General features: G+C 71.6%; 21 protein-coding genes and 1 pseudogene. 11 read left to right on the top strand and 11 right to left on the bottom strand.

All coding sequences use genetic code 11. The features are described 5' to 3' along the window. The first annotated feature begins 115 nt into the window (after positions 1 to 115). The 6 genes from ABZX40_RS14975 (at position 116) to ABZX40_RS14950 (ending at position 11473) form a co-directional block, all read left to right on the top strand. A complete protein-coding gene (locus tag ABZX40_RS14975) occupies positions 116 to 3328 on the top strand; it encodes a beta-ketoacyl synthase N-terminal-like domain-containing protein (protein WP_355738155.1) in 3213 nt (1070 codons plus the stop codon). Between the two features lie 116 nt (positions 3329 to 3444). Next, positions 3445 to 4191, top strand: coding sequence for an alpha/beta fold hydrolase (locus tag ABZX40_RS14970; protein WP_355738152.1), 747 nt, complete (start codon positions 3445 to 3447; stop codon positions 4189 to 4191). After that, positions 4188 to 6482: an acyl-CoA dehydrogenase family protein gene (locus tag ABZX40_RS14965; protein WP_355738149.1), complete on the top strand. Its 2295-nt coding sequence runs from the start codon at positions 4188 to 4190 to the stop codon at positions 6480 to 6482. Before ABZX40_RS14970 ends, ABZX40_RS14965 begins: the two co-directional genes overlap by 4 nt. Further along, positions 6479 to 7906 (top strand): condensation domain-containing protein, encoded by a 1428-nt coding sequence (locus ABZX40_RS14960; protein ID WP_355738147.1) that lies wholly within the window; start codon positions 6479 to 6481, stop codon positions 7904 to 7906. The genes ABZX40_RS14965 and ABZX40_RS14960 overlap by 4 nt, the downstream gene beginning before the upstream one ends. Before the next feature lie 84 nt (positions 7907 to 7990). Then, positions 7991 to 10036 carry a non-ribosomal peptide synthetase gene (locus ABZX40_RS14955; protein WP_355738145.1) on the top strand — a complete coding sequence of 682 codons (2046 nt, stop codon included), beginning with the start codon at positions 7991 to 7993 and terminating at the stop codon, positions 10034 to 10036. 42 nt (positions 10037 to 10078) lie between these two features. Continuing rightward, positions 10079 to 11473 (top strand): hypothetical protein, encoded by a 1395-nt coding sequence (locus tag ABZX40_RS14950; RefSeq protein ID WP_355738360.1) that lies wholly within the window; start codon positions 10079 to 10081, stop codon positions 11471 to 11473. Between the two features lie 788 nt (positions 11474 to 12261). Here the strand turns inward: ABZX40_RS14950 and ABZX40_RS14945 are convergent. After that, complete coding sequence (locus tag ABZX40_RS14945; RefSeq protein WP_355738142.1) at positions 12262 to 12462, bottom strand: recombinase; 201 nt, start codon at positions 12460 to 12462, stop codon at positions 12262 to 12264. A 191-nt stretch (positions 12463 to 12653) separates the two neighbouring features. On the opposite strand from ABZX40_RS14945, the gene ABZX40_RS14940 reads away from it, so the two are divergent. Further along, positions 12654 to 13235, top strand: a complete 582-nt coding sequence (locus ABZX40_RS14940; protein WP_355738139.1) for a hypothetical protein — start codon at positions 12654 to 12656, stop codon at positions 13233 to 13235. 449 nt (positions 13236 to 13684) lie between these two features. Here the strand turns inward: ABZX40_RS14940 and ABZX40_RS14935 are convergent, their stop codons facing one another. Continuing rightward, complete coding sequence (locus ABZX40_RS14935) at positions 13685 to 14299, bottom strand: SMI1/KNR4 family protein (RefSeq protein WP_355738136.1); 615 nt, start codon at positions 14297 to 14299, stop codon at positions 13685 to 13687. Between the two features lie 824 nt (positions 14300 to 15123). Here ABZX40_RS14935 and ABZX40_RS14930 point away from each other — a divergent pair. After that, positions 15124 to 15510, top strand: coding sequence for a hypothetical protein (locus tag ABZX40_RS14930; protein ID WP_355738134.1), 387 nt, complete (start codon positions 15124 to 15126; stop codon positions 15508 to 15510). A 289-nt stretch (positions 15511 to 15799) separates the two neighbouring features. Beyond that, on the top strand, positions 15800 to 16150 hold the full coding sequence (locus tag ABZX40_RS14925) for a hypothetical protein (RefSeq protein ID WP_355738131.1): 351 nt from the start codon (positions 15800 to 15802) through the stop codon (positions 16148 to 16150). Positions 16151 to 16293: 143 nt separating this feature from the next. Here ABZX40_RS14925 and ABZX40_RS14920 read toward each other — a convergent pair whose 3' ends face one another. Next, the gene (locus ABZX40_RS14920; protein WP_355738128.1) at positions 16294 to 16596 is read right to left on the bottom strand and encodes a hypothetical protein; all 303 of its coding nucleotides are present in this window, start codon (positions 16594 to 16596) and stop codon (positions 16294 to 16296) included. A gap of 447 nt (positions 16597 to 17043) precedes the next feature. Here ABZX40_RS14920 and ABZX40_RS14915 point away from each other — a divergent pair, with 447 nt between their 5' ends. After that, complete coding sequence (locus ABZX40_RS14915) at positions 17044 to 17700, top strand: hypothetical protein (RefSeq protein WP_355738126.1); 657 nt, start codon at positions 17044 to 17046, stop codon at positions 17698 to 17700. A 361-nt stretch (positions 17701 to 18061) separates the two neighbouring features. On the opposite strand, the gene ABZX40_RS14910 is transcribed toward ABZX40_RS14915, so the two are convergent. Further along, the gene (locus tag ABZX40_RS14910; protein WP_355738124.1) at positions 18062 to 18436 is read right to left on the bottom strand and encodes a hypothetical protein; all 375 of its coding nucleotides are present in this window, start codon (positions 18434 to 18436) and stop codon (positions 18062 to 18064) included. Positions 18437 to 18860: 424 nt separating this feature from the next. Here ABZX40_RS14910 and ABZX40_RS14905 point away from each other — a divergent pair, with 424 nt between their 5' ends. Continuing rightward, positions 18861 to 19187 (top strand): hypothetical protein, encoded by a 327-nt coding sequence (locus ABZX40_RS14905; protein WP_355738121.1) that lies wholly within the window; start codon positions 18861 to 18863, stop codon positions 19185 to 19187. 232 nt (positions 19188 to 19419) lie between these two features. On the opposite strand, the pseudogene ABZX40_RS14900 reads toward ABZX40_RS14905, so the two are convergent. From ABZX40_RS14900 to ABZX40_RS14870, 7 genes and pseudogenes are all read right to left on the bottom strand, one after another. Continuing rightward, positions 19420 to 19885, bottom strand: a pseudogene (locus ABZX40_RS14900) (DDE-type integrase/transposase/recombinase); the annotation flags it as partial. A gap of 80 nt (positions 19886 to 19965) precedes the next feature. Then, positions 19966 to 21585 (bottom strand): polyamine aminopropyltransferase, encoded by a 1620-nt coding sequence (locus ABZX40_RS14895; protein ID WP_355738118.1) that lies wholly within the window; start codon positions 21583 to 21585, stop codon positions 19966 to 19968. A 7-nt stretch (positions 21586 to 21592) separates the two neighbouring features. Beyond that, positions 21593 to 22030 (bottom strand): DUF350 domain-containing protein, encoded by a 438-nt coding sequence (locus tag ABZX40_RS14890; protein ID WP_355738115.1) that lies wholly within the window; start codon positions 22028 to 22030, stop codon positions 21593 to 21595. 125 nt (positions 22031 to 22155) lie between these two features. Beyond that, positions 22156 to 22629 (bottom strand): DUF4247 domain-containing protein, encoded by a 474-nt coding sequence (locus ABZX40_RS14885; RefSeq protein ID WP_355738113.1) that lies wholly within the window; start codon positions 22627 to 22629, stop codon positions 22156 to 22158. Continuing rightward, a complete protein-coding gene (locus tag ABZX40_RS14880; protein ID WP_355738110.1) occupies positions 22626 to 23168 on the bottom strand; it encodes a DUF2617 family protein in 543 nt (180 codons plus the stop codon). The genes ABZX40_RS14885 and ABZX40_RS14880 overlap by 4 nt, the downstream gene beginning before the upstream one ends. Positions 23169 to 23579: 411 nt before the next feature. Next, on the bottom strand, positions 23580 to 23738 hold the full coding sequence (locus ABZX40_RS14875) for a hypothetical protein (RefSeq protein ID WP_356162543.1): 159 nt from the start codon (positions 23736 to 23738) through the stop codon (positions 23580 to 23582). A 273-nt stretch (positions 23739 to 24011) separates the two neighbouring features. Continuing rightward, positions 24012 to 25043 (bottom strand): hypothetical protein, encoded by a 1032-nt coding sequence (locus tag ABZX40_RS14870; RefSeq protein ID WP_355738105.1) that lies wholly within the window; start codon positions 25041 to 25043, stop codon positions 24012 to 24014. Positions 25044 to 25389: the final 346 nt, after the last annotated feature.

The raw sequence follows: 25389 nt of genomic DNA, 5'->3' as shown, positions 1-25389 counted from the left end.
CCGACAGCCACGACAGCCACGACAGCCACGACAGCCACGACAGCCACGACAGCCACGACAGCCACGACAGCCACGACAGCCACGACAGCCACGACAGCCACGACATGAGGGTGTCATGACCGAGGTGAGAGTGATCGACGACCTGCGCCTCGACGACCCCGGCGGGCCGTTCCTCGCCGTGGTGGGGATGGCCGGACGGTTCCCGGGAGCGGCGGACGTCGAGCAGTACTGGGCGAATCTGACGGCGGGCGTCGACAGCGTCACCCGCTTTCCCGATGCCGCACCGTCAGGCGGGCATGTTCCCGCGGCGGGTCTGCTGGCGGACGCCGACCGCTTCGACGCGGGACTGTTCGGCTGCTCACCCCGGGACGCGCTGCTGCTGGACCCTCAGCACCGTCTCTTCCTGGAGTGTGCCTGGGAGGCACTGGAGAACGCCGGGTACGACCCGCGCGCCTGCCCCGGCTCGGTCGGGGTCTACGGGGGCAGCAGCCCGACGTCCTACCTGGAGGCGCTCAACGCCCGTCGCGACCGGCTCGGCCCGGTGACCGACTGGCAGCTCAAGCTCGGTTCCGGGATGGACTTCCTGACCACCAGGGTGGCGTACAAACTCGGGCTGGACGGGCCCGCCGTCACCGTGCAGACGGCGTGCTCCACCTCCCTGGTCGCCGTGCACACGGCGGCTCAGGCGCTGCTGAGCGGGGAGTGCGACACGGCGCTGGCCGGTGGGGTGTCCCTCCAGTACCCGCAGCGGTTCGGGGAGTACGTCGAGGGCGGCATCGTCTCCCCCGACGGGTACTGCCGCGCCTTCGACGCCCGTGCGGCGGGCACCGTGGGTGCGAGCGCGGTGGGGATCGTCGTCCTGAAGCGGCTGGCCGACGCCGTGGCCGCCGGGGACCGCGTCCGCGCGGTGGTGCGGGGCACCGCGGTCAACAACGACGGCTTCGACAAGATCGGTTTCACGGCCCCGGGGGTGGCCGGGCAGGCCAAGGTGGTCCGGGCCGCGCTGTCGGTCGCCGAGGTCGAGGCGGAGTCGGTCACCTATGTGGAGGCCCATGGGACGGGCACGGCGCTCGGTGACCCCGTCGAAATCGCCGCGCTCACCCGTGCGTTCCGGGAGGCGGGTGCCGACGCGCGGGGCTTCTGTCGGATCGGATCGGTCAAGACCAACATCGGGCACTCCGATGCGGCGGCGGGGGTGGCCGGTCTCATCAAGGCGGTGCTGGCCGTGGAACGCGGGCTCATCCCGCCCAGCCTGCACTTCACCACCGCGAACCCGGAGATCGACTTCGACGGCGGCCCGTTCACCGTCAACACCGAGTTGGTGCGATGGGAGCCGTCCGGGGTGCCCCGGCGGGCGGGGGTGAGTTCCTTCGGGATCGGGGGCACCAACGCGCATGTGGTGATCGAGGAGCCTCCTCAGCTGCCCGCACCGCCACCACCGGATGCGGGCGGCGGTCACGTGGGCGGCCACCAGTACCGGCCCGAGGAGCGCCACGAGGAGCGGCACGAGGAGCGTCATCCCGAGGACGGCCACCGCGAAGAATCGCTTCCTCAACTGCTCGTCGTGTCCGCGCGTACGCCCGATCAGCTGGACAGCGCCACGGAACGGCTCGCCGCCCGGCTGCGCAACGGGTTGCCGGACGCACCGATGGACCGTTCGGCGGTCCGGCTGGCGGTCCGTCCGGCGGACGCCGAACTGGCCGACATCGCCTGGACGCTCCAGCGGGGCAGGCACCCCTTCCCGTATCGGCGTGCGGTCGTCGCCCGCGGCCACGCGCACGCGGCGGACTCGCTCACCGACGCGCCAGCCGGGCACCGTGCCGTCGCCGAGCGGCCGGTGACCTTCGTGTTCTCGGGTCATGGGGGACAGTACGCGGGCATGGGGCGGGAGTTGTACGCCGTCCACGCGGTGTTCCGTGACGCCGTGGACAGGTGCGTCGGCCTGCTCGGGCCCGCTCTCGGCGCCCGCGTCCTGGCCCTCATCCGCTCCGGGGACTCGGCGGCGAGCACGGCGCGGACCGGGGCTGCCGAGGTACGCCATGTGCGTCACACGCGTGAGGTACGCGAGGACCTGGCCGGTATGGAGGTCGCCCAGCCCGCCGTCTTCGTCGTGCAGTACGCGACCGCGCGGCTGTGGCAGGACTGGGGTGTCGAACCGGCCGCGGTGGCGGGGCACAGTCTCGGCGCCTTCGCCGCCGCGTGCGTCGCCGGGGCCGTCCACCTGGCCGACGCGCTGCATCTGGTTGCGGTGCGCGGGCGGTTGATGCAGCCCCTGTCCGGGGGCGCGATGCTCGCGGTGTCCGCCCCGGAGGACGAGGTGCGCACGCTCCTGGTGGACGAGGTCGATCTGGCCGCGGTCAACGGTCCCGCCCAGTGTGTGCTGTCGGGTCCGGCGGCGGCCGTCGAGCGCGCGCGGGCGCAGCTGTCCGGCGCGGGTGTGGACACAAGGCTGCTGCACATCGGAGTGGCGGCGCACAGCACGGCCGTGGAACCGGTCCTGGACGCCTACGCGGCCGAGGTGGCCGAGGTGCGGTTCACGCCGCCCGAGCTGCCCTGGGTGGCGGACGGCACCGGCACCTGGTTCCCGCCGGGGACCGCGCCCACCACCGGCTTCTGGGTGGACCACATGCGCCGGACCGTGCGCTTCTCGGAGGTCCTCGGCACACTGCTCACCTCCCCCGACGCGGCGCTGCTGGAGATCGGGCCGGGCCGCACGCTCGCCGGCCTCGCGAACCGGCATCCCGGCCGCACCGACCGTCATACGGTGGTGTCCAGCCTGCCGTACGGCTCCGAGGGCGTACCCGCCGACCTCGCCCTGCTGTCCGCGGCGGGCACCCTGTGGGCCGCCGGGGTGGACCTCGACTGGGCCCGGCTGCACGGCGGTCGGCGGCGACGCCGGGTGGATCTGCCCACCCATCCCTTCCTCCGGGAGCGGTACGCCCCGCAGGACCCGGACACCCCGGACGCCCCGCACCACCCGGACGCCCCGCACCACCTGGACGCCCCGCACCACCAGGACGCCCAGGCCGCCCAGGACACCCCGGCGGGTGGCCAGGCCGTCGACGACCCCGTACCCGGCGTGACGGCGACCGAGCGCGTCGTCGGGATCTTCGGTCTGCTCCTCGGGCTGGACGACGTCGGTCCGGACGAGAATTTCTTCGAACTCGGCGGCGATTCGCTGAGCGCGCTCCAGCTCTGCCGCACGGTCACGTCGGAGTTCGGTGTCCCGGTCAGCGTCCGGGACGTGTTCGCCGCCCCCACTCCGGCCCGGCTCGCCGTCGTGGTCACGGACACGGCCGGACGGAACGGCCCCGAGGGAGAGAGGTAGACCTCATGTCCTCCACACCCCCCGGACCCCCCGCACCCCCTGGGGTCCCGCTTCCCTCGGCGCCCCAAATGCCCGGCGCCGCCGGTCCGCCACGCGCGGGTGCGCGGTCGCCGTGGGTGGTGCGCAGACGTCCGCGCGAGGGCGCGCCCGGTCTGTTCTGTTTCGCGCACAGTGGCGGATCGGCCGGGGAGTTCGCCCGCTGGGCGGCGGAACTGCCCGACGTGGAGATCCGTGCCGTACAGCTCCCGGGCCGGGGCACCCGGATCGACGAACCGGTCCTCACCGACATGCGGACCCTGGTCACGGCGATCGTCGACGAGGTCTCCTTCGAGGGCCGGTTCGCGTTCTTCGGCCACAGCCTGGGAGCGCTGGTCGCCTACGAGGTGGCCCGGGAACTGCGCCGCCGCGGGAGCCCCGGACCGGAACGGCTGTTCCTGTCCGCCTGCCCCGCCCCGCATCTGCGCCGGAGCCTTCCCCCGATCCGCCAGCTGGACGACACGGAGATGCTGGCGGCGATCTCCGGCAGGTACGGGACCCTGCCCGCGGACATCGCCGAGGACCCCGAGCTTTTGCGGCTCGTCATGGTCCCGCATCGCGCCGATTTCACGATCGTGGAGACGTACGGGCATACCTCGGGTGAGCCGTTGAGTGTGCCGCTTCATCTGGTGGCGGGCGCCGCGGACCGGGTCACGGCCGAGCAGTTGGAGGCATGGCGGGAGCACTCCCGGGGTCCAGTGGATGTGCGCTGGCTCCCCGGCGGTCATTTCTATCTGCGGGAGCAGCGGGCCGCGTTGCTGGCCCACGTACGGGATCTGCTCGCGCCGGTCCCGGGGCCCGGCGGGGCGCCGGAAGGGGCGGCATGAGCGTGCGCGGGGTGAGTCTGATGGCCGAGCTGTACGCGGGCCGGGTGCGCTGGGACCTGCTGCGCGACTTTCCCGAGCAGTCGGAGAGCGAACGCAGGGCGGGGGACCTGGTGGTGGGGCGGTGCGGCGCCTTTCTGCGGGAGTTCGTGGACCCCGAGGTGGTGGAGAGCACGGGACGGCTGCCGGAGGGCCTTCTGCGGGAGTGCGCGGAGCGCGGGTATCTGGCCCTGTGCCTGCCGGTGGCACAGGGCGGTCTCGGGCTGTCGGCGTACAACGCCTTCCGGGTCGTACGGGCGGCAGCCGGATGGTCCCCCGCGGTGGCGCTCGCGCTCGCCCTGCACCTCGGGTTCGGGGCCGCCGCCTATCTGCCGCTGCTCCGGGACGGCGAGCTGTCCGACCGGATCGTGCGGGCCTGTGCCGAGGGCGCGGTCTTCGCGGACGCCGACACCGAGCCCTGCGGGGCGGCCAACGCACACCGCGCGACCTCGGCCGAGCCGGTCGCCGGGGGGTATGTGCTCAGCGGGGAGAAGATCTTCGTCCAGAACGCGGAGGCCGCGCGGCTCCTGCTCGTGTCGGCGACGATCCTCGACGGCGGGGGGACACTCGCCGCCCCTGTCGGCGGGCCGTCCGAGGCTCCGGGCGACGAAACGTCCGGGGTGGATGGCGGCGAAACGTCCCGGGCGGATGGCGGCGAAACGGCCGGGGCGGATGGCGGCGAAACGTCCGGGCTGGCGGGCGGCGAAACGGCCGGGGCGGCGGGCAGCGAAACGTCCCGCTCGGCGGGCGGCGAAGCGCCGACGGGCCTTGGCGGCGAAGGTCCCTCGCTGTTCCTCGTGGACGGCGACGCACCGGGCCTCACCGTCACCGCCCGCCATGAGTTCCTCGGCTTCCGGGGCGCGGACAACGGGACGCTGCGGTTCGACCGGGTCTTCGTCCCCCACTCCGGTCTGCTGTTCCGGCCACCGCCCGGCGCGGGGCCGGAACAGCAGATCGGACGGCAGCCGGACGGCAGCACACAGCCCGGGTCCGTCCCCGGACCTCGATCCGGCGACGGGGAGCACGGGACGTCCGACGGGGAGCACGGGACGTCCGACGGGCAGCACGGAACGTCCGACGGGCAGCACGGAACGTCCGACGGGCAGCACGGGGCGTCCGACGGAGAGCCGGGGGCGGCGGGCGCGGAACGCGAGCCGTCCCACAGCGACCACGAGCTGACCGGTGCCGCGCTGCGGGCGCTCGCCTCGCGGGGGCGGCTGTACCCGGTCGCCGCCACGGCCGGTGCCCTCGCGCGTCAAGCGGTGCGCTGCGCGCGGGAGTTCGTCCGGGACCGCCGGGTGGACGGGCGCCCGCTGGGCACGTACGAGGAGGTCCAGCGGCTGCTGGCCGGGGCGCTGGCGGATGTCTTCGCGCTGGACACGGTGGTGGACTGGTGTTTCCTCGCCGAGGAAGGCGGCACGGGCGCAGAGCCGGGCGTCGATGCCGGTGCCGAGCGGATCGCGGCCAAGAACCTGACCTCCCTGGCCTGCTGGCGGGTGGTCGACCGGGCGCTGTCCCTGCTGGCGACGGAGGGGCTGGAGACCGCGCGGAGCAAGACGGCCAGGGGAGCACGTCCGCTGCCGATGGAACGTCTCTTCCGTGACGCGCGCGGACTGCGGGTCGCGGGCGGGGTCGACTTCCTGGTCGGCCACCGGTCGGCACGCGCTCAGCTCGCCGCCCTGTACGCCGGGGAACCCGCCGGGCCCGTGCCGTACACCGCCCCGGTCCCCCTCACCGGCCGGAACGCGGATCACGCCGACTGGGTCGACCGGCGGGCGCGGGCGTTCGGCGAGCGGTGCCGGACGCTGGTACGGGCGCATCCGGAGCCGGAGCGGCTCTTCGAGCGGCAGCGGACGCTGATCCTGCTGTCCCGGGTGGCCGATGACCTGTTCGCCATGGCGGCGGTCCTGGCGCGGGCCGCGCGGATGACGGCAGCGGGACACCCGGCCGCCGGGAAGCTGGCGGATGTCTTCTGCGCGGAGGCCCGGCACCGGGTGGACGACGCGTTCGCGCGGCTCGCCACGGCCACGGAGACACCGTACGCCGGGCTGAGCGCGGCCTGGCGCACGGACGAGGACGGCGGCGGGCACGGCCACGGCCGTGGAGAGGCGGACGAGGACGTGGCCGGAGGCGGGGACGGGACGCTCGGCTTCCCCGACCGCGAGATGTTCGTCGAGCCGTTCGAGATGTTCGTCGACCCCTTCGACCCCTTCGAGCCGTTCGAGCCGTTCGAGAGGGAGGTGGAGGCCCTGTGACATCGTTCGATCTGACCCGGTCCCAAGAGATCATCTGGCTGCACGAGGAACTCTTCCCGAGCAGTCACGCGTACAACTTCAGCGCCGTACTGGAGCTGAAGGGACCGCTGGACGAGAACGCCTTGCGCCGGAGTCTGGCCGAGGTGCTCGACCGTCATGCCGGGCTGCGCCTGGAGCTGGTCGGCGACGGGCTGCCGCCGCGGCAGCGGGTGAGCCCGGTGTGTACGCCCCGCTACCGCTCCCTCGATCTGTCGGGGAGCCCGGCCGCCGAGACGGAGTTCGCGGAGGTGCTGGCCGCGCAGCACGGTACTGCTTTCGATCTCACCGAGGCCCCCCTGATCCGTTGGTGCCTGGTGCGTATGGGGGCGGACGACCACCGGCTCGTGCACACCGAGCACCATCTGATCCATGACGGCTGGTCCTTCGGCATCGTGCTGCGGGACCTGTTCACCGTCTACCGGAGCCGGGTCGGGGGCGCCGCCGCGGACCTGCCCGCTCCACGGCCCTTCACCGACCATGTGAGTGACCTCGGCGCGGACGGACCGGGGCGGCCGACGGCCGACCGGGCCGCGCTCGGCCACTGGCGTTCGGCGCTGGACGGAGCCGCCTTCGATCTGCCGTTCCCGGCGGCGGGCCCCGGCCCCCGGGTGCGCGACGACATCACCGGCGGCCAGGTCCGGCAGGAGCTGGATCCCGTACTCGCCGAACGGCTCCGGGTCACCGCCCGCCGCGACGGTCACACGCCCTACGTGGTCCTGCTGACCCTGTTCGGGGAACTGCTGCGGCGGCTGACCGGCCGTGCGGACCTGGTGATCGGCAGTGCGGTGGGCAACCGTCCGCCGGGGTTCGGGGAGACCGTCGGCATGTTCGTGAACACGATCCCGCTGCGGTTGCGGCTGTGCCCCGACGGGCCCGGCCTGGACGCCGCCGACGACACCGCCGAGGTACTGCTGCGCGCGTTGCCGCATCAGCACATCGCGGTGCAGGACCTGGCGAGGGAGCTGGGTGTGCGCTCGCGCACCGGCCTGGACACCCCGCTGTTCCAGGTCATGTTCAGCGCGCATGACGCTCCGCTGCCGGTCATCGAGGGCCTCGGTCTCGATGTCACCGTGCATGAGGCGTTCAACGCCGGGACATCGCGGTTCGATCTGGATGTCGTGCTCATCCCCGACTCCCGGCGCACCGTCAACCCCCGGGTGGAAGCGGTGGGCGGCATGATCCTGCTCTGGGACCACGCCGCCGATCTGTTCGACCGCGCGGACATCGAGTGCCTCCAGGCGCTGTTCGCGGAGCTGCTGAAGGACTATCTGCGCGACCCGGCGGCCCCGTTGCGGTCACTCGCCCCGGATGTTCCGTCCGCCCTCGATGTTCCGTCCGCCCTCGCCCGAGCACGCGGCCCGCAACTGCCGCAGACGCCAGTCTGACCGTCCGAAACCGTAGTGAAGCCGTAGTGAAGAAGCCGCTGTGAACGCCGCTGTGAACCGCCGCTGTAGGAGAAGAGCGACCCCATGACCGCAATCACCACCTCCGAGGACGATGAGATGACCGGAACAGGCCAGGAGAGCCACCGTCATCCGTCGCTGAGCGTGCTGTGGGGAGGCAGCGGGCGCCCGGACAGCTCCAGGCAAGGGCAGGGGCAGGGGCCGGGGCAAGGGCAGGGACGGGGGCAGGGACGGGGGCAGGGGCAGGGACGGGGGTCCGGTCTGGTCGAGGCGTTCGACTCCTGGGTCGCCGGGCGGCCCGACGCCGTGGCGGTGTCGGACGCGGAGGCAACCTGGTCGTACCGGGAACTCGACGCCGCCGCCCGGATGCTGGGCGATGCCCTGGAGGGCCGGGTGGGGGCGGGTGAGCTGGTGGGGCTGTGCCTGGACAGGTCGCCCGCGCTGGTGGCCGCGGCGGTCGCGCTGGCCCGGCTCGGCGCGGTCTATCTGCCGCTGGGCCCGCGCCCCGCCGACGCCCGGCTGCGGGACATCACCGACGACGCGGGAATCGGCTGCCTGCTCACCGGGGGCGGGACCGGTCCCGCTCGCCCTCACTGGGAACCGGCCGATCCGGTGCCCTTGGGCAACCCCCGCGCGGCCTGCGTGACCCCGCTCTTCCGAGGGCCGGACGCCCCCGCGCCGGCAGCGCCGCGGACCGGCACCGGGGACGCGTTCTCGGCGGTGACGACCTCGGGGACCACCGGACGGCCCAAGGTGGTCCTGCTGACCGGGCCCGCGCTCGAAGGCGTGGTCCGCTGGTACCGCGAGATGAACGGTCTCGGCCCGGAGTCCCGGCTGAGCCTGCTGGCCGGAACCACCTTCGACGCCCATCAGATGGAGCTGTGGGCCACCCTCACCTCCGGGGCGGCACTGCATATCGCACCGCCGGAGGCGCGGCTGTCCCCGGCCGAACTCCTGGAGTGGTGGGCGCGGGCGGGGGTGACCAGTTCCTTTCTGCCGACCCCGCTCGCCGAACTGGTCCTCGGCCTGGACTGGCCCGCCGACCTGGCACTGCGCCATCTCACCGTGGGCGGCGACCGGATGCGGACCCGGCCCCCGGCCGGTGCCGCCACCCGCGTCCACAATGTGTACGGGCCCAGCGAGGCCACCGTGGTGACGACGGTCCATCATCTGCCCCCCACCAGCACCGTGCCGGACGACACGGTCATCCCGATCGGGCTGCCGCGCCCGGGGGTGACCGTGCTGGTCGCGGACGCCGAAGGGCGGCCCGTGCCGCTGGGACAGGCGGGTGAGGTGCTGGTCGGCGGATCGGGGCTCGCTCTCGGGTACGTCGATCCGGCGCGCACCGCGGAGCGCTTCGTGGACATCGCGGGCGCCGGTGCCGACGGCGGGCCGGGCCGGGTCTACCGCACCGGGGACCGGGCCCGGGTGGACGGCGACGGGGAACTGGTCTTCCTCGGCCGGATGGACGACCAGGTCAAGGTCAGCGGTGTACGGATCGAGCCGACCGAGGTGGAGTCGGCGCTGGAACGGCACGCGTCGGTGCACAGCGCCGTCGTCATCCCCGTGCGCGGCCCGGCGGGCGATCTGCTGCTCGCCGCGTTCGTCCGGCCGGAGGAGGGGGCGCCTCGGGACGCGCGAAGCGTGCTGGACGCGGCGCGGGCGCGGCTGGTCGAGCAGGCCGTGCCGTCCAGGGTGCGCTTCGTCACGGAGTTCCCGCTGAACGCCAACGGCAAGGTGGACCGGGCTGAACTGACCCGAGCTCTCACACGGGACTCCGACCCGGGGACCACGACGGCCGCCACCCCCACCCCCACCACCACCCGCACCACCACCCCCGCCGCGGCCTCCGCCACCGCACCGGCCGCCCCGGACACGGGCCTGCGGCTGCTCGCCATCTGCCGCCGCATCCTGGACCTGCCGGACCTCGTGCTGGAGGACAACTTCGCGGCGGCGGGCGGGACATCGCTGGCGACCGCGCGGCTGCTGGTGGCGATCGAGGAGGAGCTGGGTGTCCGGGTACGGGCCGCGCAGGCCATGCGCCAGACCGACATCCGTGCCCTCGCCGCCCTGATCGACACGGCCCGCGCAGCCGTCCCGGCCCGGCCCTGAAACCGGCCGGGCGGCCGACGTGACGAACGGAGCGTGATCACCATGCCGGACCGCGAGACCCTCACCGGGTCCTACCTCGACCTGATCGGCGGCAAGGGGGTACCGGCCGCCGAACTGCTGGCCCGCGTCCCGGAGTCGGAGCTGCTCACCAGCTACTTCACCGGCGACCACCACAGCCGCTTCCTGCCCCGCCCGGTGTTCCTGGACGCCCGGGACGTGGCCCGGCTCACCGCGGACCTGGAGCACCTGCACACCGCCCTGACCGGCCTGCCCGACCGGCTGTACGGCGGGGACATCGAGGCGTTCGCCCGGGATGTCGGCATGACCGAGGACCAGACCGAGGCGATCGTCCGGAGCCGGAGCGGGAACGGGGGCGGGGCCGTGAGCCGTCAGGGGCGCGCGGACCTGTATCTCGACGCGTCGGGGTTCCGGCTCCTGGAACTCAATCTCAACAGCGCGCTCGGCGGTCGCGACAACGCCGAGATGTGCCGGGCGCTGCTCGCCCACCCCCTGCTGGACGAGTTCGCCACCAGACACGGCCTCGGCCATGTGGACACCATGCGGGAGGAGATACGCAACCTCCTCGCCGAGACCGGGCTGACGGCCGCGGACCGGCCCGTGGTCGCCATGGTCGACTGGCCCAGCAGCTACGAGGAGCTCGCCCCGTTCCTGGAGCGCTACTGCGCCCGGCTGCGGGAGCTGGGACTGGACGCGTACCCCTGCCACATCGGCCAGCTCCGCTACGGCGAGGACCGGGTGTGGCTGGGGGAACGGCCGGTCGATGTGGTGCTGCGGACCTTCCTCGCCGAGGATCTGCTGGAGTCCGCCGACGCACCGGCCCGGATGAGGCCGCTGCTCAACGCGGTCGCCGCGGGCCGGGTGCGGATGTTCAGCCCGCTCGACTCGGAGCTGTTCGCGAGCAAGGGGGCTCTCGCGATGCTCTCCGACGAGCGCAACCGGCATCTGCTCACCCCCGCCGAACTGGCCAGCGTCGACCGGCTGCTGCCCTGGACGAGGGCGGTGCGCCGGGGGGAGACCGCGCTGGAGGACGGGCGCCGGGTCGACCTCCTCGGCTACGCCCTCACCCACAGGGACGACCTGGTGCTGAAGCCCACCTCCCTGCACGGCGGTGCGGGCATCGTCCTCGGCTGGGAGGAGCGGACGACGCCCGAGGTGTGGCGCGAGCACCTCCATGCCGCCCTCGACGGCGGGTATGTCATCCAGCGCCGGGTCCGGCCCGAGCCCGAGCTGTTCCCCGACGCCGACGGCCGTCTGGTGCCCTGGGTGGTCGTCTGGGGCGTCTTCACCGGCGCACACGGTTTCGCCGGCGCGGCCTGCCGCGCAACCAGAGCCGACGCCGACTCGACCGTCGTCAATGTCGCGGGCGGCGCGGCCTATGTCGCGGCGCTCTACCCGGTACCGGCGCCATCCGACTGACACCCCCGGACCTCCACCAACGGACGCCGGTACGCGGTCGCCATCCTGCGAGGCAGCGGCGGGCGTGGGCATACGGGCGAGCGCGTACGGCTTCGGCTTCGCGCCGAGGTCTCGGCCGGTCCTGGGCCGGGGCGGCCCCCGGTGGCGTGTTCAGCGCACCGGATCGCAGGCCCGTCCGTGAGCGGGACGCCACCAGGCCGTGGTACCGGTGGTGTGGCCCCCTCACGCGTTCGAGGTGCGGAGATGGCGCACGAGTCAGTCGCTGTGGCCGGGCCGCAGGGCGCCAATCGTGTCCCGGGTGATCGGGTATGCCCTGGCGAGGAACTCGGTGTCTTCCTCGATGAGGTGGGCCGGGTCGGCCACACCGCGCCATCTGTGATCCCTTGTCGGTCCAGAGCGCCAATGTGCTCCGGGAATCAGCGAGGAGATGGCGTGGCTGAGCGGAATTGGCAGCTCATGCAAGGAGGGCGCCTGGTCGGGACGCTGGTCGAGGAAGAAGTCGACATGTTCTGGACAGACTGTCCCTTTGCGCCAGGGCCTGGTTGGGAGGATCTCTGTCCCCTCTTCGATGCCTCCCGCGACGCCTGGCGAAAGCGGCTCCGAAGAAGCTGCGGTCGAAGCCGACGAAGCGATCCATGCGCAAGGACTCGTTCTCGCCCCGGTTGACGGCGGGGCGCCGCTCACAGCGTTCCTCCTTCGCATCAGTGGTGACAAGGCTCGCTTCCGCCACTGAGATCAGGTCACGTCCTTCAGGACTCCTGACCCGTCCGGGAGTCGCTGCTGGCCGTCTACCTCGGCCTCGGGATGCCGAGGTAGACGGCAGGTCGGCGGCTCCATCGTTTCGTCTCGTCCTTCTTGGCCCGGAGGAAGGTCAGTGTGATGTCGAGACCTTCGACTTCGCCGGTCCATCCTTCGGCCTCGGCACGTAGTCGCCGCGACTGGAGGTCTTCCTCAAGTTCGTCGAGTCTGGTCGGCATCATCGGGTTCATGTGCAGCATCGGACAGCGGATGCAGGCTTCTCTGCACTTCCCTGCCTGTGCACTTTTTTGCCGTAGTCGCGAGCGATCAACGTCGTGATGTGGCTCAGCGGATGCCTGCCGATCCCAATCCCCCCTTGATCCCCGCAACCGCGCCTGACTAGGTTTGCCGCCAGCAAGCGACGATCAAGCAGGTGGGGCGTATGGCGGGGCTGGATGACCTGGTGCAACTGTTCGGCCCGCCACCGGTCCGAGACCCGTCCCCCGACGACTGGGCCGAGGTCGAGGGCTATGTCGGCTCAGCGCTGCCAGGCGACTTCAAGGCGTTCCTTGACGCCTATGGCACCGGTCTGATCTGCGGAGAGCTGGTGGTCTTCCACCCCCGCGGGTCCAGCCCGCTGCTGGTTCGGATGCGGAAGATCCACGAATCGTTCGGCCAGTACTGGCGACGTGACTCGGACGAGTGCCCGTTCCCCTTCCACCCCGCCTCGGGCGGCCTGATCTCCTGGGGATACGACTACTCCGGCGACGAGCACTTCTTCTGGCCGTGCGACCCGGACCCTGACCGCTGGAAGATCGTCACGAACATCAACGGGGCCGACCCGGAGGTCTTCGATGGACCGTTCATCGACTTCGTGCTCGCCTTCGTCAAGCGTCTGTGCGACGTGGACCCGCACCACGGGATCGACCCAGATGCCCTGGAGTTCCTTGAGCCGGAAGACCTCAACGAACTGGCAGAACGCGGCGAGATTGGTCCGGTCGAGCCGAGCTTTGAGCCGTTCTGATCCGATCCGACTGCCCCACGGGGCCTGCCGCTCTGGAGCGAGTAATGGGGCGCTTTGTCGGTCACTCCGCCCCCTCCATGAGCGCGTGGCGTAGGTCCATCTTCAGCTCCTTGATCACGATGATTGGACGCCATGATCGCGGAGCTGACGGTGGTGCGGATAACTGAACAGCACCGCGCCATCGGCCGCGTTTCCGCTGTTTCCGCTGAGGGGCGTCACTGCGCAGTCCAGCCCCTGGCACACCGTGGACGTCGGCTTCCGGGGCGGCTGTGGACCGGATCGCTGCTGCCTGGGCCTCGTGACGCGGCGGCATTGCGGGCATCGGCATCCGCGACGCCAAGCAGAATCGGCGGGCTGACCAGCTGAAGAAGCCCGGGATCATGGCTGTCCGCAGGAGAGTGATATCCACACGAAGTCGCCCGCTACTCCCTGCGAATCTCCGACTCACATCACTTGGCCGTTTCTTCCGGATCACCTCCCGGAGCACTGGTGAACCAGGAGCGGCCCTGGGCCCAGTGGGTCACCCATCCGGTGAATCCAGGGTTGCCCGGCATCGGGGAGGTGCCCGGTGAGGTACCGAAGGGCATCGCGCCGTATTCGTCGATCAGCCAGACCTGACCGCGCTGCGGGCCGGTGACGACCAGGTGCCAGTACATGCCGCAGCCGTCGGTGCCCAGCAACAGGGAGCCGTGGCCGAACACGGCGTCCATCCGGGCCTCGAGCTCCTGCTCCGACAGCGCCTCCTCGTCGTTCTCCCATATCCACGTCGCCGTGAGGGGAAACGGCTGGGCAAGCAGACGCTCTGGGCGGCCGGAGCCCCAGTCCGAGGGTGTTTGCGCGAAAGGCAGCAGACCGCAGTAGGGCGGCCCGGCCCGCAGGCCGTCGCAGACCTCCGCCACGAACGTGCGGTACGGCTCCGGCAGCACGATGCCGTGCCCCGCCTCGAAGGACCGCACCGCCTCCCAGCCGGTCGGCGGCGCCGCCTCGGGACGGGGTGCGAAGATCTCCCGGAGGGTGGCCAACTCGGCCGGGTCGCAGACTTCCGTGTTCATGCCGATCATCATGCTGGATCAGAAAGAGACGGCCCGGCTCGGCCCTGGCCCTGGCCCTGGCCCTGTCGACGACATGTGACAGGCGCTGGCTCCGGGGCAGGCGCCGCTCCTGACCACGACAGCGACCACCGGAGCGAGGACGGCATCCAGCCTCGCTGGTCTGATGGCGTGCCAGGCTCCATGCCCGCTCGACCGCCTGCCCCCTGGACAGCCCGAGAGATCGTTCTCCTCGCCTCGGCGCGCCGCCGCCTCCTGCCGCTCGATCGCGCCGCTCAACCGGATCCCTCACCTACGCACGGAGGCCGACGACCCGATGAGCGCCCCGATGCTGGACGAGGCCGGAACACCCCGGCCGGGCAGGCCCGGCCCGGCCATGATCGCGCCGTCGCCCAGGACCATCGGAACACCCCCGCAGCCGGACCGACAGCTCGAACAGCACACCGAACACCCCCTGCGTCGGAACATCCCCGCAGCGCGGGACCGACTCGGCGCAGTCGCGGAGCACGTTCCGGACCTTCTGAGCATCCCCGCAGCGCGGGACGGGCGGGGTCGAGACGGGCGAGTGCACCGTCCGCCAGGGAACATCCCCGCCGGGAGGCTGTGGCGGATCGCGGAGATGTGCGCGCGGTGCGCGGCCGCGACACCCGGCTGCCGTGTCCTGGACACCGCCCAGCCCCACCCCGTCCCGTGCCAGCCGGGCGCGGCCGGGGGCGCGGGAGGAGCGGACACGGACGGGACACCCGCACGGGCCGCGGTGGCAGGAGGCGCGGCGGTGTTCTCCGACCACGCCCCCTCCCCCGCCCCGCCCGCGCCCGCCGGACCCGTACCGGCCCCGGGTGCCCGCACCGCCACCCCCGGCGGCCCGTCACGGCGGGCGAAGCCGTGGGGAGGGAGGAAAATCGCTCAGCGGATCGTGCCCCACGACCCTCCAGCCCGATTCCCTGCCCACGGAACTCATCGACCTCGGTGCCGCGTTCCGCGCCGATCAGCAGCGTGCCGAGCCCGATCTCGCCCTGCTGGCGTGGCTCCACGAGCGCAAAGCCCGCGCCTTCGCCCTGTGGGCCGGGGCGAGCGGTGACGCGCCTTTGCGTCTGAGGGACGGGCGGGCCGAGGCGGCGGCGCGGACCACCGGGGGCTGCACCGGAACCGGACCGGCCAGACCATCGCCGACGCTGATGATGACGGTGATGTCGGCGACGGGCCGGTGGTGGAGCGGCTGCTGACCCGCAGCCAGGCCGAACGCGCCCGCACCGTGCTCGGCCGTGTCCGCCTCCGCACCCCGTACCCGGACGCCGAAGCGCGTCTCATCGTCCTGGTGCTGACACTGCGGGCCGCGCGCGCCGGGACGGGGAACGTGACCGGCCAGGACCTCACCGGCTGGCTCCAGGACGGGGCCGGACCGGTTCCGGCTCGTGGCGGCCAGATGGCTGAGCCTGCCCGGTACCGTCGCCGCAGTGATGGCCTCCCGGTCCGAAGACCCCACCTCCTACACCGTGCCCGCCCTGCTACCCGGTGGGCCCCGCCCCTTCGCCTTCGGCAAGACCACCCGCTCCAAGATCTCCGGCTGGGCCCAGAAGACGGTCGGCGACCGGAAACCCGCGGAAGAAGAAAGCCACCACCCCGGACCGGCTCCTGGCCCTGTACACCGCCGCCCACTCCCGCCCCGACGGCCGCCTCGGACCCGGTGACGACGGGCTCGACCTCGACCGGGCCGCGGAGTTCACCACACTCCCGCCCGCAGAGATCACCGGGTACGCGCAGTTGCTGGTCGCCGCCGACTGGCTCACCGAGGCCGAAACCGCTGGCGGCCGACTGCGCGGACGGCTCGCCGAACGGGTCCTTCCGGTGGGGGGACTGCTGTAACCGGGCCGGTCCTGCGGCGGACCGCGACCCGCGCCGCGCTCCGCCGCCTCATCACCGCCGCGGGACACCTACGCGCCGGACCGCCCCGCCGCGGGGGCGTACCTGTCAGCCAGGCGCCCCGGCGGGCGGACGTACCGTCAGGTTCAGGAGATGAGTCCTGAGTTCGCGGCGCGGTTGTAGAGGCGCTGGTGCCACTCGTTGGCGTCCGGCCCGGGGTCGGCGCCCAGAACGGGATTCGGGCCGGTTTCGATGAGATGGAGGAGCGTCCAGGCGATGCCGTAGCAGTCGTCCGGTCCGAAGCAGGAGAGGAGCGCTTTCGCTTCCTCTCCCGTGACCGGCCTGCGGATCGCGCGGAGTTGCCGGTCACGCCTGTCGATCTCCTCCTCGTCGTCATCCCAGCCGGGAAGCGGGCCATCAGCGACGAACGTCTGCACTTCGGATCTCATGGCCGAATGGTCGTCTACGGCCAACCCGCGGGCAACCTCCTCACCGGGGGACCGACCGCCCTTCACGGTCCCCGTCAGGTTCCGGAACCCGATCTGTCTGTCCGGGTCCGGCCCGGCGACGGTCAGCTCCGCCAGCCGACCTGCACCGCCAGGGCCGCCACCCTGGGGAAGACGGGTCCCAGGGGCCGACGCGCGCATCCGTTGTGCGCGGCGGCTGGTGATCAGGAAGCGAGTCCAAGCACCCCACTCGCTGCTCCAGCACACCAGGATGTTCACCGCCCTCTACCTCGGCAAGGCCGCCACCCCGTCGCCGCCTCCTGCCGCCCGGGTGGTGGCCGCCTGGCTGCACCGGCCACCGCACGAACCTGGACAAGTCGGCGGACACCAGGAACGGGTGGCGCCCCTTGTCTCCGAGGGCCGTGTCTCTCCCTCGCCGAGGGCTGTCGGGTGGACCGCTCCACCCGGTTCAGGGCCTCCGACGTGCTGTTACTGCGCGACCTGCTCCTTCCGGCCAGACCCCTGCTGAAGCTGCTGGCCCAGCTCGACATACTGGACGACGACCGCACCCCCGGCATCGTCCTCTGGTTCCACAAGCGCACCACCGACCTTTCCGAACCGATGCTCGGCGAACTCACCAGCTGGTTCGAACTGAAGCTGTCCGGCAGCACCACCACGCCGCGCGTCAAAGCGCGACCGCCAGGGTGGATTCAGCGGATGGTGACACACGCGCTTCCCGCCCTGCGATCCTGGGCGGACCAGGGCACGGACTCCCTCCGGTCCGTCACCCGTGCCGACGTCCTCGCAGTCCTGCCTGACAGCGGCACCCCGCGCGTGGACATGCTCCAGGGCCTGCGGCACATCCTGCGAACGCTCAAGAACCGGCGGATCATGTTCACCGACCCCACCACCTGGATCTTCTGCGGCATGCCGACCCCCACCATTCCCCTGCCCATCGAGGTCGATGCCCTCCGAGAAGTCCTCCATGACCAGGATGCGCCGCGGGCCGCCCTGGCCGCCTTGATCATCTTCCACGCGCTCACCTCCGGCCAGCTGCGCGGCCTGAAGACCACTGCCCTGCGCGATCGACCAGCCCGGACTCGTTGAATTCAACCTCCGCAATGCGGCGCCGCCTCCAAGGTCAACTGGTGAGGACACTGAGTAGCCGCGTGGCCTCCTGTGTCTCGAACGAAGTCCTCAACTACCTGCGCCGTGCGACTCCTGTCCTGGGTATGCCGATGCGGAAGCGAGCTGAGCAGCGATCTGTTCTGCGGTGAGGGTCATGAGCCATTCCCAGGAAACGATCAGCGGGATGTCGTAGCGCCGCCGTATTTCACCCCCCACGGCGATAGCGCTGATGGAGTCCAAACCGAGGTCCCCGGGCCTGTCACCAGCTTGGACCTCCATGTGAATCCGCTCCGCGTAGATGCTTTGGAGCCAGGCCAGATGCTCCGAATCGGGCCCTGGGTCACAGCCTTCGCCCTTCCAGTCCCGGGTCGCTGAGCGCGGCTTGTGCAGCCGCTGCAAAGGTGTCTATGGCCAGGCGCACATCGCGGCGCTGCAGAACGCAGGTCGCGATGTACTCGGAAGCATCCCCGTCTTCGACCCGGCAGACCCTGTAGGCGCCCAGGGCCGCATAGAGCACCGCTAGGTTGGCCAATGCGTCCCGAGTGGCGTCGACCATGGAGGGCGGCCCTTCGACGGTCACCGTCGCACCAGCCCGCTGCGCCACGTGCACAGAGGTCTTTGCGGTGGCGCAGGCGCTCAGTCTCGGCGAGGTCGACGTGATCGGCACGCAGCTGGTGCCAAACGGCAGACAGGTCGTCCCGAGCACGCGATGCATCGGCCAGAAAGGCGCTGTAGGCCTCCCGACGAGCCTGGCGCTGTGCCTGCCTGTGCTGCAGAGCCCCCTGTGTCCGTACCTGCCACCGAGCAGAGACTCCAGTAAGCGCCGCTGCCGCGGCAGTTCCGGCAGATCCGACTGCGGCACCGAGCAAGGCTGCTCACGCTTGATCCATGCCAAGCATTCTGCCCGCCTACACGTCTGGTACCGACGGTTCGGTGACCCGAGACGTACCCGAGCCCGCTCCGGCGCCGTTCTGGACGCACCACCCGCGAGTTCGGCTACGAGCCCCCTTCGGAAAACTCGAACCCACGGCCTTTCGCCATACTCCGCAGGAGGATGATGGCGGCGTGGTAGCCCGTCAGGGCACGGTGGCCGCTGTCCGGAAGCGGCTGCCAGGAGTGGGACTGGTGGAAGTCACCAGGTGGAGTACGGGATCATCACGTCTTCGAACGGCATCCCGCACACCCCGGCGAGCGACAGCAGAGTCAACCGCAGCCTCATCGCCGAGCCCGCGCGGATCGGCAGCAACACGGTCGACCACCCCGCCAATCTCGAACCGCCGCCGCGGGCTACCGACGAACCCGGCTTGGAGGAAGGAGGCATGGACACCGAGATCAGCGTCGACGAGGAGACCGACCGCACCCGGCGGCCCGCGGTTTCACTCAAAATTCCTGCTGATCGAGACCCGGTTGCTGCTGAGCGCCTGTTAGCTGGTCACCGCCCGCCTCTCGAGGATGCTGGACTCTGAGAACGGGACGGAGTTGGATCTGATGCAGCACTCCGCAGGGTTCAAGTAAGCACGAAACGAAAGGTGATGGGCTTCAGTTCCGTCACCCTCTCGCACTGCCCAGGGGATCCACCAGTGACACTTGCGCTTCACCGATGCCGTCCCGACAATGACGCGTCTAGCTGTGGTGTCTCATCAGGAAGTCGGCCAGCGCGGCCCGACGTTTGCGCTCGGACGTGTAGGCGCGCACGCAAGCCCACTCGCGGGCCAGCGTCCCGTTGAACCCCTCCACCTTCCCGTTGGTCCGCCCGGCGTGTACGGCCGGGTCCGCTTGTGCTTGGTGCGCGCATCGGCAAGCGCGGCGGCCCAGTCCCGCGAGCGGAAACAGGAACCGTCGTCCGTGAGGACTCTGTGGATCAGCGTGATGCCGTGGACGGCGAAGAACGCGACGGCCCGATGCCAGAACGCTGATGCGGTCACGGCACGTTCGTCGTCCAGCGCCTCCGTGCAGGCCAGCCGGGAATGGTCGTCGATCGCCGAGTGGAGGTAGGTGTGAAGTCGACCTTCCCTGTATCCGGACCCGTGTGCCGTGGCCGTGCATCAGCCAACCGCCACCGGCGGGGATGCGGCCCGGCTTCTTGACGTCGACGTGGAGCATGTCGCCGGGGTGCTCGTGCTGGTAACGGACGACTTCGCGCAGGTCCTCGCCGGTCGGCGGGTCGGCGCTTCACTTCACGCGCGACCACACACCCCAACCTGCTCTTGATCCGCGACAACGAAAAGACCCGACGAAGCGCTACTAGTAGTTCTGCCATTCGTGGCGGGAGTACTCCAGGACCCTGGGGTCCATCAGGGTGCTCGGGCGTACGTCCTGCGGGCGTCGGTCGAGGGGGAAGACGGTGGATGCCCGCAGGACGGCGGCGTCCAGGAACCGCAGGGGCGGCGCGTCCGGGGCCAGCCGCAGGGGCGGGGGCGGGCCGTCCGCGCCCGGTTGGGCGAGGAGGAAGCCCCAGTTGCCGAAGCTGGGGACATCGACCTGGTAGGGGGTGGTGGTGTAGCCCGCTTCTTCCAGGGTGGCGGCGATGGACCAGTAGGTCTTGGGGGCGAAGAACGGTGAGCCGCCCTGGACCAGTATCCGGCTGTCGGGGTTCAGGACCCGGCCGAGCAGGTGGTAGAACTCCACGCTGTAGAGCTTGGCCAGCGCTGCGGTGTCGGGGTCGGGGAAGTCGATGACGACGGCGTCGTAGCGCCGGCTCGCGTCCCGCAGCCAGTTGAAGGCATCGGCGTTCACGGCGGTGACCCGCCGGTCGCCGAGCGCGCCGCCGTTGAGGTCGACCAGCGGCCCGAAGGTGCGCGCGAGATCGGTCATGGCGGGGTCGAGATCGACCAGGGTCACGTCCTCGACATCGTCGTAGCGCAGGACCTCGCGCAGGGCGAGGGCGTCGCCGCCGCCCAGGATCAGTACCGACGACCTCTTGCCCGACAGCGCGGGGTGGACCAGGGCCTCGTGGTAGCGGTACTCGTCCACGGAGGAGAACTGGAGGTCGCCGTTGAGGAAGAGCCGGGTGTCCGGCGTCCCGGTGAACGCCACGGACCGGGTGAAGACGATCTCCTGGTACGGGCTGGTCTGCGCGTGGATGATCGGGTCGCGGTAGAGCTGCTGACGGGCGCTGACCTCGATGTCGTCGGCCAGTGCGAACACCGTGCCGAGGACGGTCAGGACCGCGGCCATCCCGGCCAGCAGACCGGCGCGCACCGCCCGGCGGGTTTCCCGGCGGAAGATCCACAGCACCACCGCGACGCCGGCCACCGCGTTGACCGCGCCCACCACCAGGGCCCCTCTGAGCTGGCCGAAGGCCGGCAGCAGCAGGAAGGGGAAGGCCAGGCCGCCCACCAGGGCGCCGACGTAGTCCACGGCGAACATGTCGGCGACGGCGCTGCCCGCCTCCTGCCGTCTGATGCGCTGGAGCAGTGTCATCAGCAAGGGGATCTCGGCGCCGATGAGCAGACCGACCGCGAAGGACACCACGACCACGGCCGGCGTGTAGATCCGCAGCCAGGCGAACGCGACGTACAGGACGAGCACCGACAGGCCGCCGACCAGCGCCAGTGCCCCCTCGACGAGGGCGAACCCCCCGACCGCCCGCCGCTGGAGCGGTTTTGCGGCCAGCGAGCCGATCCCCATGGCGAACACCATCACCGCCAGCACCACGGAGGTCTGCGTGACGGTGTTGCCGATGAGGTAGCCGCCGAGCGTGGTCAGCGCCAGTTCGTAGGTCAGCCCGCAGGCCGCGCAGATGAACACGGCGAGCAGCAGCAGGAACCGTGACCCCCGCCCCCGGGACGGGGTGCCGGGCCGGGGAGACTCGGTCGCGGCAGGCCGGTCGGCGGCGGTGGTGGTTGTGGTGAGGGTGCTCATGGTGGGGTCAGGAGACGGCGGCGCCGACCATGAAGGCCGTGCCGAGATACAGGGCCGCCTGTACCCAGGCCGCGGGATGGGGACGGTCACCGTTGTCCTCAAGGACCGCGGCGCCCATCCGCCCAGGGCTCAGCAGGCCGACCACGCACGAGCCCAGCGTCATGATGACCACTCCGGCCAGACCGTACAGAAGGGTGCTCAACAGGCCGTAGCCGAGGCCCTGTTCGGACTCGCTGGCCCGGATGGACTGCTCGATGACCAGACCGATGGCGACCGTCTGACCGGCGAGGAGAACGGCGGCGCCCCGGTTGCGCTCACTCCACACCACATGGAACAGCTTCCCCGGGGTGACGAGGTCGAGCGCGACGAATCCGGCCCCCATCACGACGAATCCGACAAGACCGTAGAGCAGCGCAACACCAGTCGACTCAAATATCTCTGTCACGGAAAGCCTTTCGGGGAGGGCGGGGAGGAGAGGAAGGGCGGGAGGGCCTCGGACCGGGAGCGGGGGGGGTGAGGGTGAGGGTGACAGCGGCTGGTACGGGTTGCGGTGGCTGCGGCCCCGCCTGGTCACTTTCCGGAGCCGGGACCCCCGCCCCGGAAGTTGTCGGAGTCCGGGTGCGGCCACGAGGACGGAAGACTGGTCTGCCATCGCTGGTAGCCGGTGCGGTAGTCGGCGATCTCGATCAGGCTGCCCGACCCGAGAGGGGCGACGGCCACGATGTCATCGCGGTACCGGAGGTAGACCGTACGCCCTCCGCTGCTCCGGGCGACGGCGGTCGCCCGGCCGTCGATCTCGTCGGCGACCTCGGCGGGTCCGTCTGCCGCGTCCCGGTAGCCGATGGGGCTCGGGTTCACCGCGTACTGGTCCCCGATCCACTGCTGGGGCACGGCGTTGTGCGTCTCACCGCCGCCCGAACACGCCCCGAGCACGCCGGCGACGGCGCCCATGACGAGGAGCGTCACCGGGCCGCGCCCGGTCATCGCGGCACGCCGGGGCAGGGTGCCGCGCCGGAGCGCTGCATCGCGTCGTACGGATTTCATCGGGCCTCCAGCCGGGAACGCGTCGCCACGATCCGGTGACTCTGCGGGTAGGTGTGCCAGGTGTGCCAGTCGAGGCCGCCCTGGTCCAGCGGGTTGGCGACCAGCGCCGTGACCGCGTCCGGGACGCCCGGGAAGACACCGCAGAGCGCACGCGGATGCGCCGCGCACCTTTCCACGATGTCCGTCACCCGCGCGCTGAACTCCCCGGTGGCGAAGGTCCGTACGCGCGCGGCGAAGCGGTAGCCCCAGCCGTCGAAGTCCCGGGCCGTGTCCGGCAGACCTCCCTCCGCGCCGGGCAGACACGCGACGGTCTCAGCGACCGGTCCCGCGAACACCTGATGCGACGCGCCGAGGAGCCTGAGCCGGACATCCAGTCCGCCCACCACCAGTTCACGCACCGCGAGCGCGTCCCGTGCGGTGCAGTCGAGGGAGAACGAGAGCTGGTCGGCGTCGGTGTCCCGGTAGGGCGCCGTCAGGACGGTCGTGGCCGTCCGGCCGGGAGCGGGGGCCCGGCCGGTCCAGCCGGCTGCGCGGCTCACGCGACCTGCCCGGCATGCGCTGCACACCCGCCGGGACCATCCCCGGCAACCTCCGGCGTCACTGCGCCCCCCGATCACACTTCACACACCCTGGCAGCCGATTATCCCACGAATCCCTGACATCACATCAAGTCACAGTCCCCATAGGGGTCCTGGCCCTGCCGGAGAGGGGTCGTCGTCGGTCCCGTTGAAGTCTCCGACGTGCAGCCCGCCCCTGGAGCAGTGCGGCAGGGGTGGTGCGCGGAGGTTGGCCCTTCGCCAGAACCGCGACCGGTTTCGGTGGTACGGGAGGTCCGAGTCCCGCGCAGTTCGCCGCGGCGGGGATGACTCCGGCGGACCTCGGACTGCTCGGCTGCGATGTGCTCAGCACCTGGTCCTCATTCCGCGCGACCGGGTCTCGCAGGTGATCGGTCAGTGCCCTCGTCGGCCCGCTGATCCTCCGGGGCCGGTGAGCCACAGCGGACCGCCCAACCGCGCGGCGCGCCGCGCGCGGACGTGCACGGGGCTGCGGGCGTCGTCGTCGTAGGGGGAGTCGACGCCGTCCAGGTGGTTGGAGATGACCTGCGGCACGGCCAAGGTCGGCGCATCGGCACAGGGGCAAGGTGGCGTGGACGCGGCCCGGGAGGTTCGGGCCGCGGTGGCCTCCCATGGACGGTGCGTACTCCGCCGCCTTGAGGGTCGTCAGGGTGTGTTCGCACAGTGCCTCAGGGCGGGCGGCGGACCCATCGGTGAAGGCCGGGTCGAACTCGTCCGGCAGACTCTGGCGCGGGGCAGCGACCCGGGCGGCGACCCGGGCGGCGGAGTGGTTGCGGAACAGCAGATGCACAGCCGCAGCGCGGTTGCTCAGAACAGGGAGTCCCAGAGGGCGGCTTCCGGGTCGGGTTCTGCCGGGCGGAGCATGCAGCGTGTACAGCGTAGGAGTCCTGGTTCGTTGGTGCCGGAGGCGGCGTTCATCCACGGCAGGGTCTCCATGGTGTGTGCGCGCTTGTCGTCGGCGAGGGCGTCGACGGTCCGGCGGAGTGCCTCGGGTGCGGGTTGGTCGGTGAGGCAGAGCCAGCCGACCGCCGCCGCCAGGCGGGCTTCGGGGGCCTCCGTCCGGTCGTGCCACCGTTCACTCAGCCATGTGGCGGTCGGCGGGTGCGGGCGGGCCCGGGTGACCTCGGCGGTGGCCAGGAGCAGGGCGGCGCGGACCATGGCGTCACCTTCGGCGGCGAATCGGTTGGCCAAGGCGGTCCGGACGGTGTGGCCTGGGTCGGCGGCGGTCGCCATGACGTAGGCGGCATCGACGCGGATGGTGGGGGCTCGGTCTCCGAGGAGGGGCAGGAGTGCGGAGGTGTCCGTGGTGATCGCGGCTCGGGCGGCGGCCACCGACCAGCCTGCCGGGTAGCCGGTCACCTCGTAGCCGTAGTCGTCGTGGGCGCCGGGGGCGTCGCGCCGGGGCTCGATGCGGTGGAGGAGGAGTTCCTCGCGAGAGGCGATGCCGTGGTGCCGGGCACGGGCGGGGCCGGAGAGCACGGCGAGGACGGCGGCGCGGTGCGGGTGGTGGGCGTCGGTGGCCAGGGGGATGAGGAACGGCACGGCCAGGGCGGCAGCGGCGCGGCTGTCATGGGCGCACAGGTCCCACAGCACACCCGTCGCGTCCACGCCGGGTTCGCCGCCGGTGCGCAGGAGGTGAACGGCCTTCCGGGCGTCGTGCCCGTGAGGGAAGTTGCCCCATGGGACGGCATCGAGGTCCAGGTCCTGCCGGGGTTCGGACAGGACACCGGCCACCACCGCCCGCACGTCGAACGGGCCGCCCGAGAACAAGTCCGGGTCCGCCCCCGCCGCCACTTCCCGGCACATCGCGAACGCCGGATCGGTCCGCCAGTCCTTCACACCACACTCCCAGTGTTGAACCCCCGGAACTCGATCATGACGGGCCCGGCGCACCAAGGAATGCCACTCGCTGGATGATCCAGCCGCCCGCGACCCCGAGCGGGATGGACGGGTCCTGCCGCCGACGGGACTGCTGCGAGCCGGGCCGGACCGGGCAGCCTCAAGGGGCTCGGTCTCGGCGCGGATTCGTCGAACGACGGCCGCTCACCCCTGCCGCCGCTCCGACCACCGTCGCGCCGGGCTCGCTCAGCGCCTCCAGGAAGCGGAGGATCCGTGCCGGGGTGAGCCGGAGCCGGAACGTGCCCGGTGCATGCGAACGCTTCCGAGACCGCGCTGACGGCGTCGC

Origin of the sequence: Streptomyces sp. NPDC004610, assembly GCF_040609715.1 — a bacterium.
Classification (GTDB): Bacteria; Actinomycetota; Actinomycetes; order Streptomycetales; family Streptomycetaceae; genus Streptomyces.
This window is presented reverse-complemented; position numbering and strand designations above follow the sequence as displayed.

Excerpts from the sequence above, each read along its gene's own strand:
- ABZX40_RS14935 (WP_355738136.1), bottom strand. The coding sequence starts at position 14,299 with ATGATGATCGGCATGAACACGGAAGTCTGCGACCCGGCCGAGTTGGCC.
- ABZX40_RS14910 (WP_355738124.1), bottom strand. The coding sequence starts at position 18,436 with ATGCATCGCGTGCTCGGGACGACCTGTCTGCCGTTTGGCACCAGCTGC.
- ABZX40_RS14965 (WP_355738149.1), top strand. The coding sequence starts at position 4,188 with ATGAGCGTGCGCGGGGTGAGTCTGATGGCCGAGCTGTACGCGGGCCGG.
- ABZX40_RS14885 (WP_355738113.1), bottom strand. The coding sequence starts at position 22,629 with ATGAAATCCGTACGACGCGATGCAGCGCTCCGGCGCGGCACCCTGCCC.
- ABZX40_RS14920 (WP_355738128.1), bottom strand. The coding sequence starts at position 16,596 with ATGAGATCCGAAGTGCAGACGTTCGTCGCTGATGGCCCGCTTCCCGGC.
- ABZX40_RS14940 (WP_355738139.1), top strand. The coding sequence starts at position 12,654 with ATGGCGGGGCTGGATGACCTGGTGCAACTGTTCGGCCCGCCACCGGTC.
- ABZX40_RS14975 (WP_355738155.1), top strand. The coding sequence starts at position 116 with ATGACCGAGGTGAGAGTGATCGACGACCTGCGCCTCGACGACCCCGGC.
- ABZX40_RS14895 (WP_355738118.1), bottom strand. The coding sequence starts at position 21,585 with ATGAGCACCCTCACCACAACCACCACCGCCGCCGACCGGCCTGCCGCG.
- ABZX40_RS14955 (WP_355738145.1), top strand. The coding sequence starts at position 7,991 with ATGACCGCAATCACCACCTCCGAGGACGATGAGATGACCGGAACAGGC.
- ABZX40_RS14950 (WP_355738360.1), top strand. The coding sequence starts at position 10,079 with ATGCCGGACCGCGAGACCCTCACCGGGTCCTACCTCGACCTGATCGGC.
- ABZX40_RS14945 (WP_355738142.1), bottom strand. The coding sequence starts at position 12,462 with ATGAACCCGATGATGCCGACCAGACTCGACGAACTTGAGGAAGACCTC.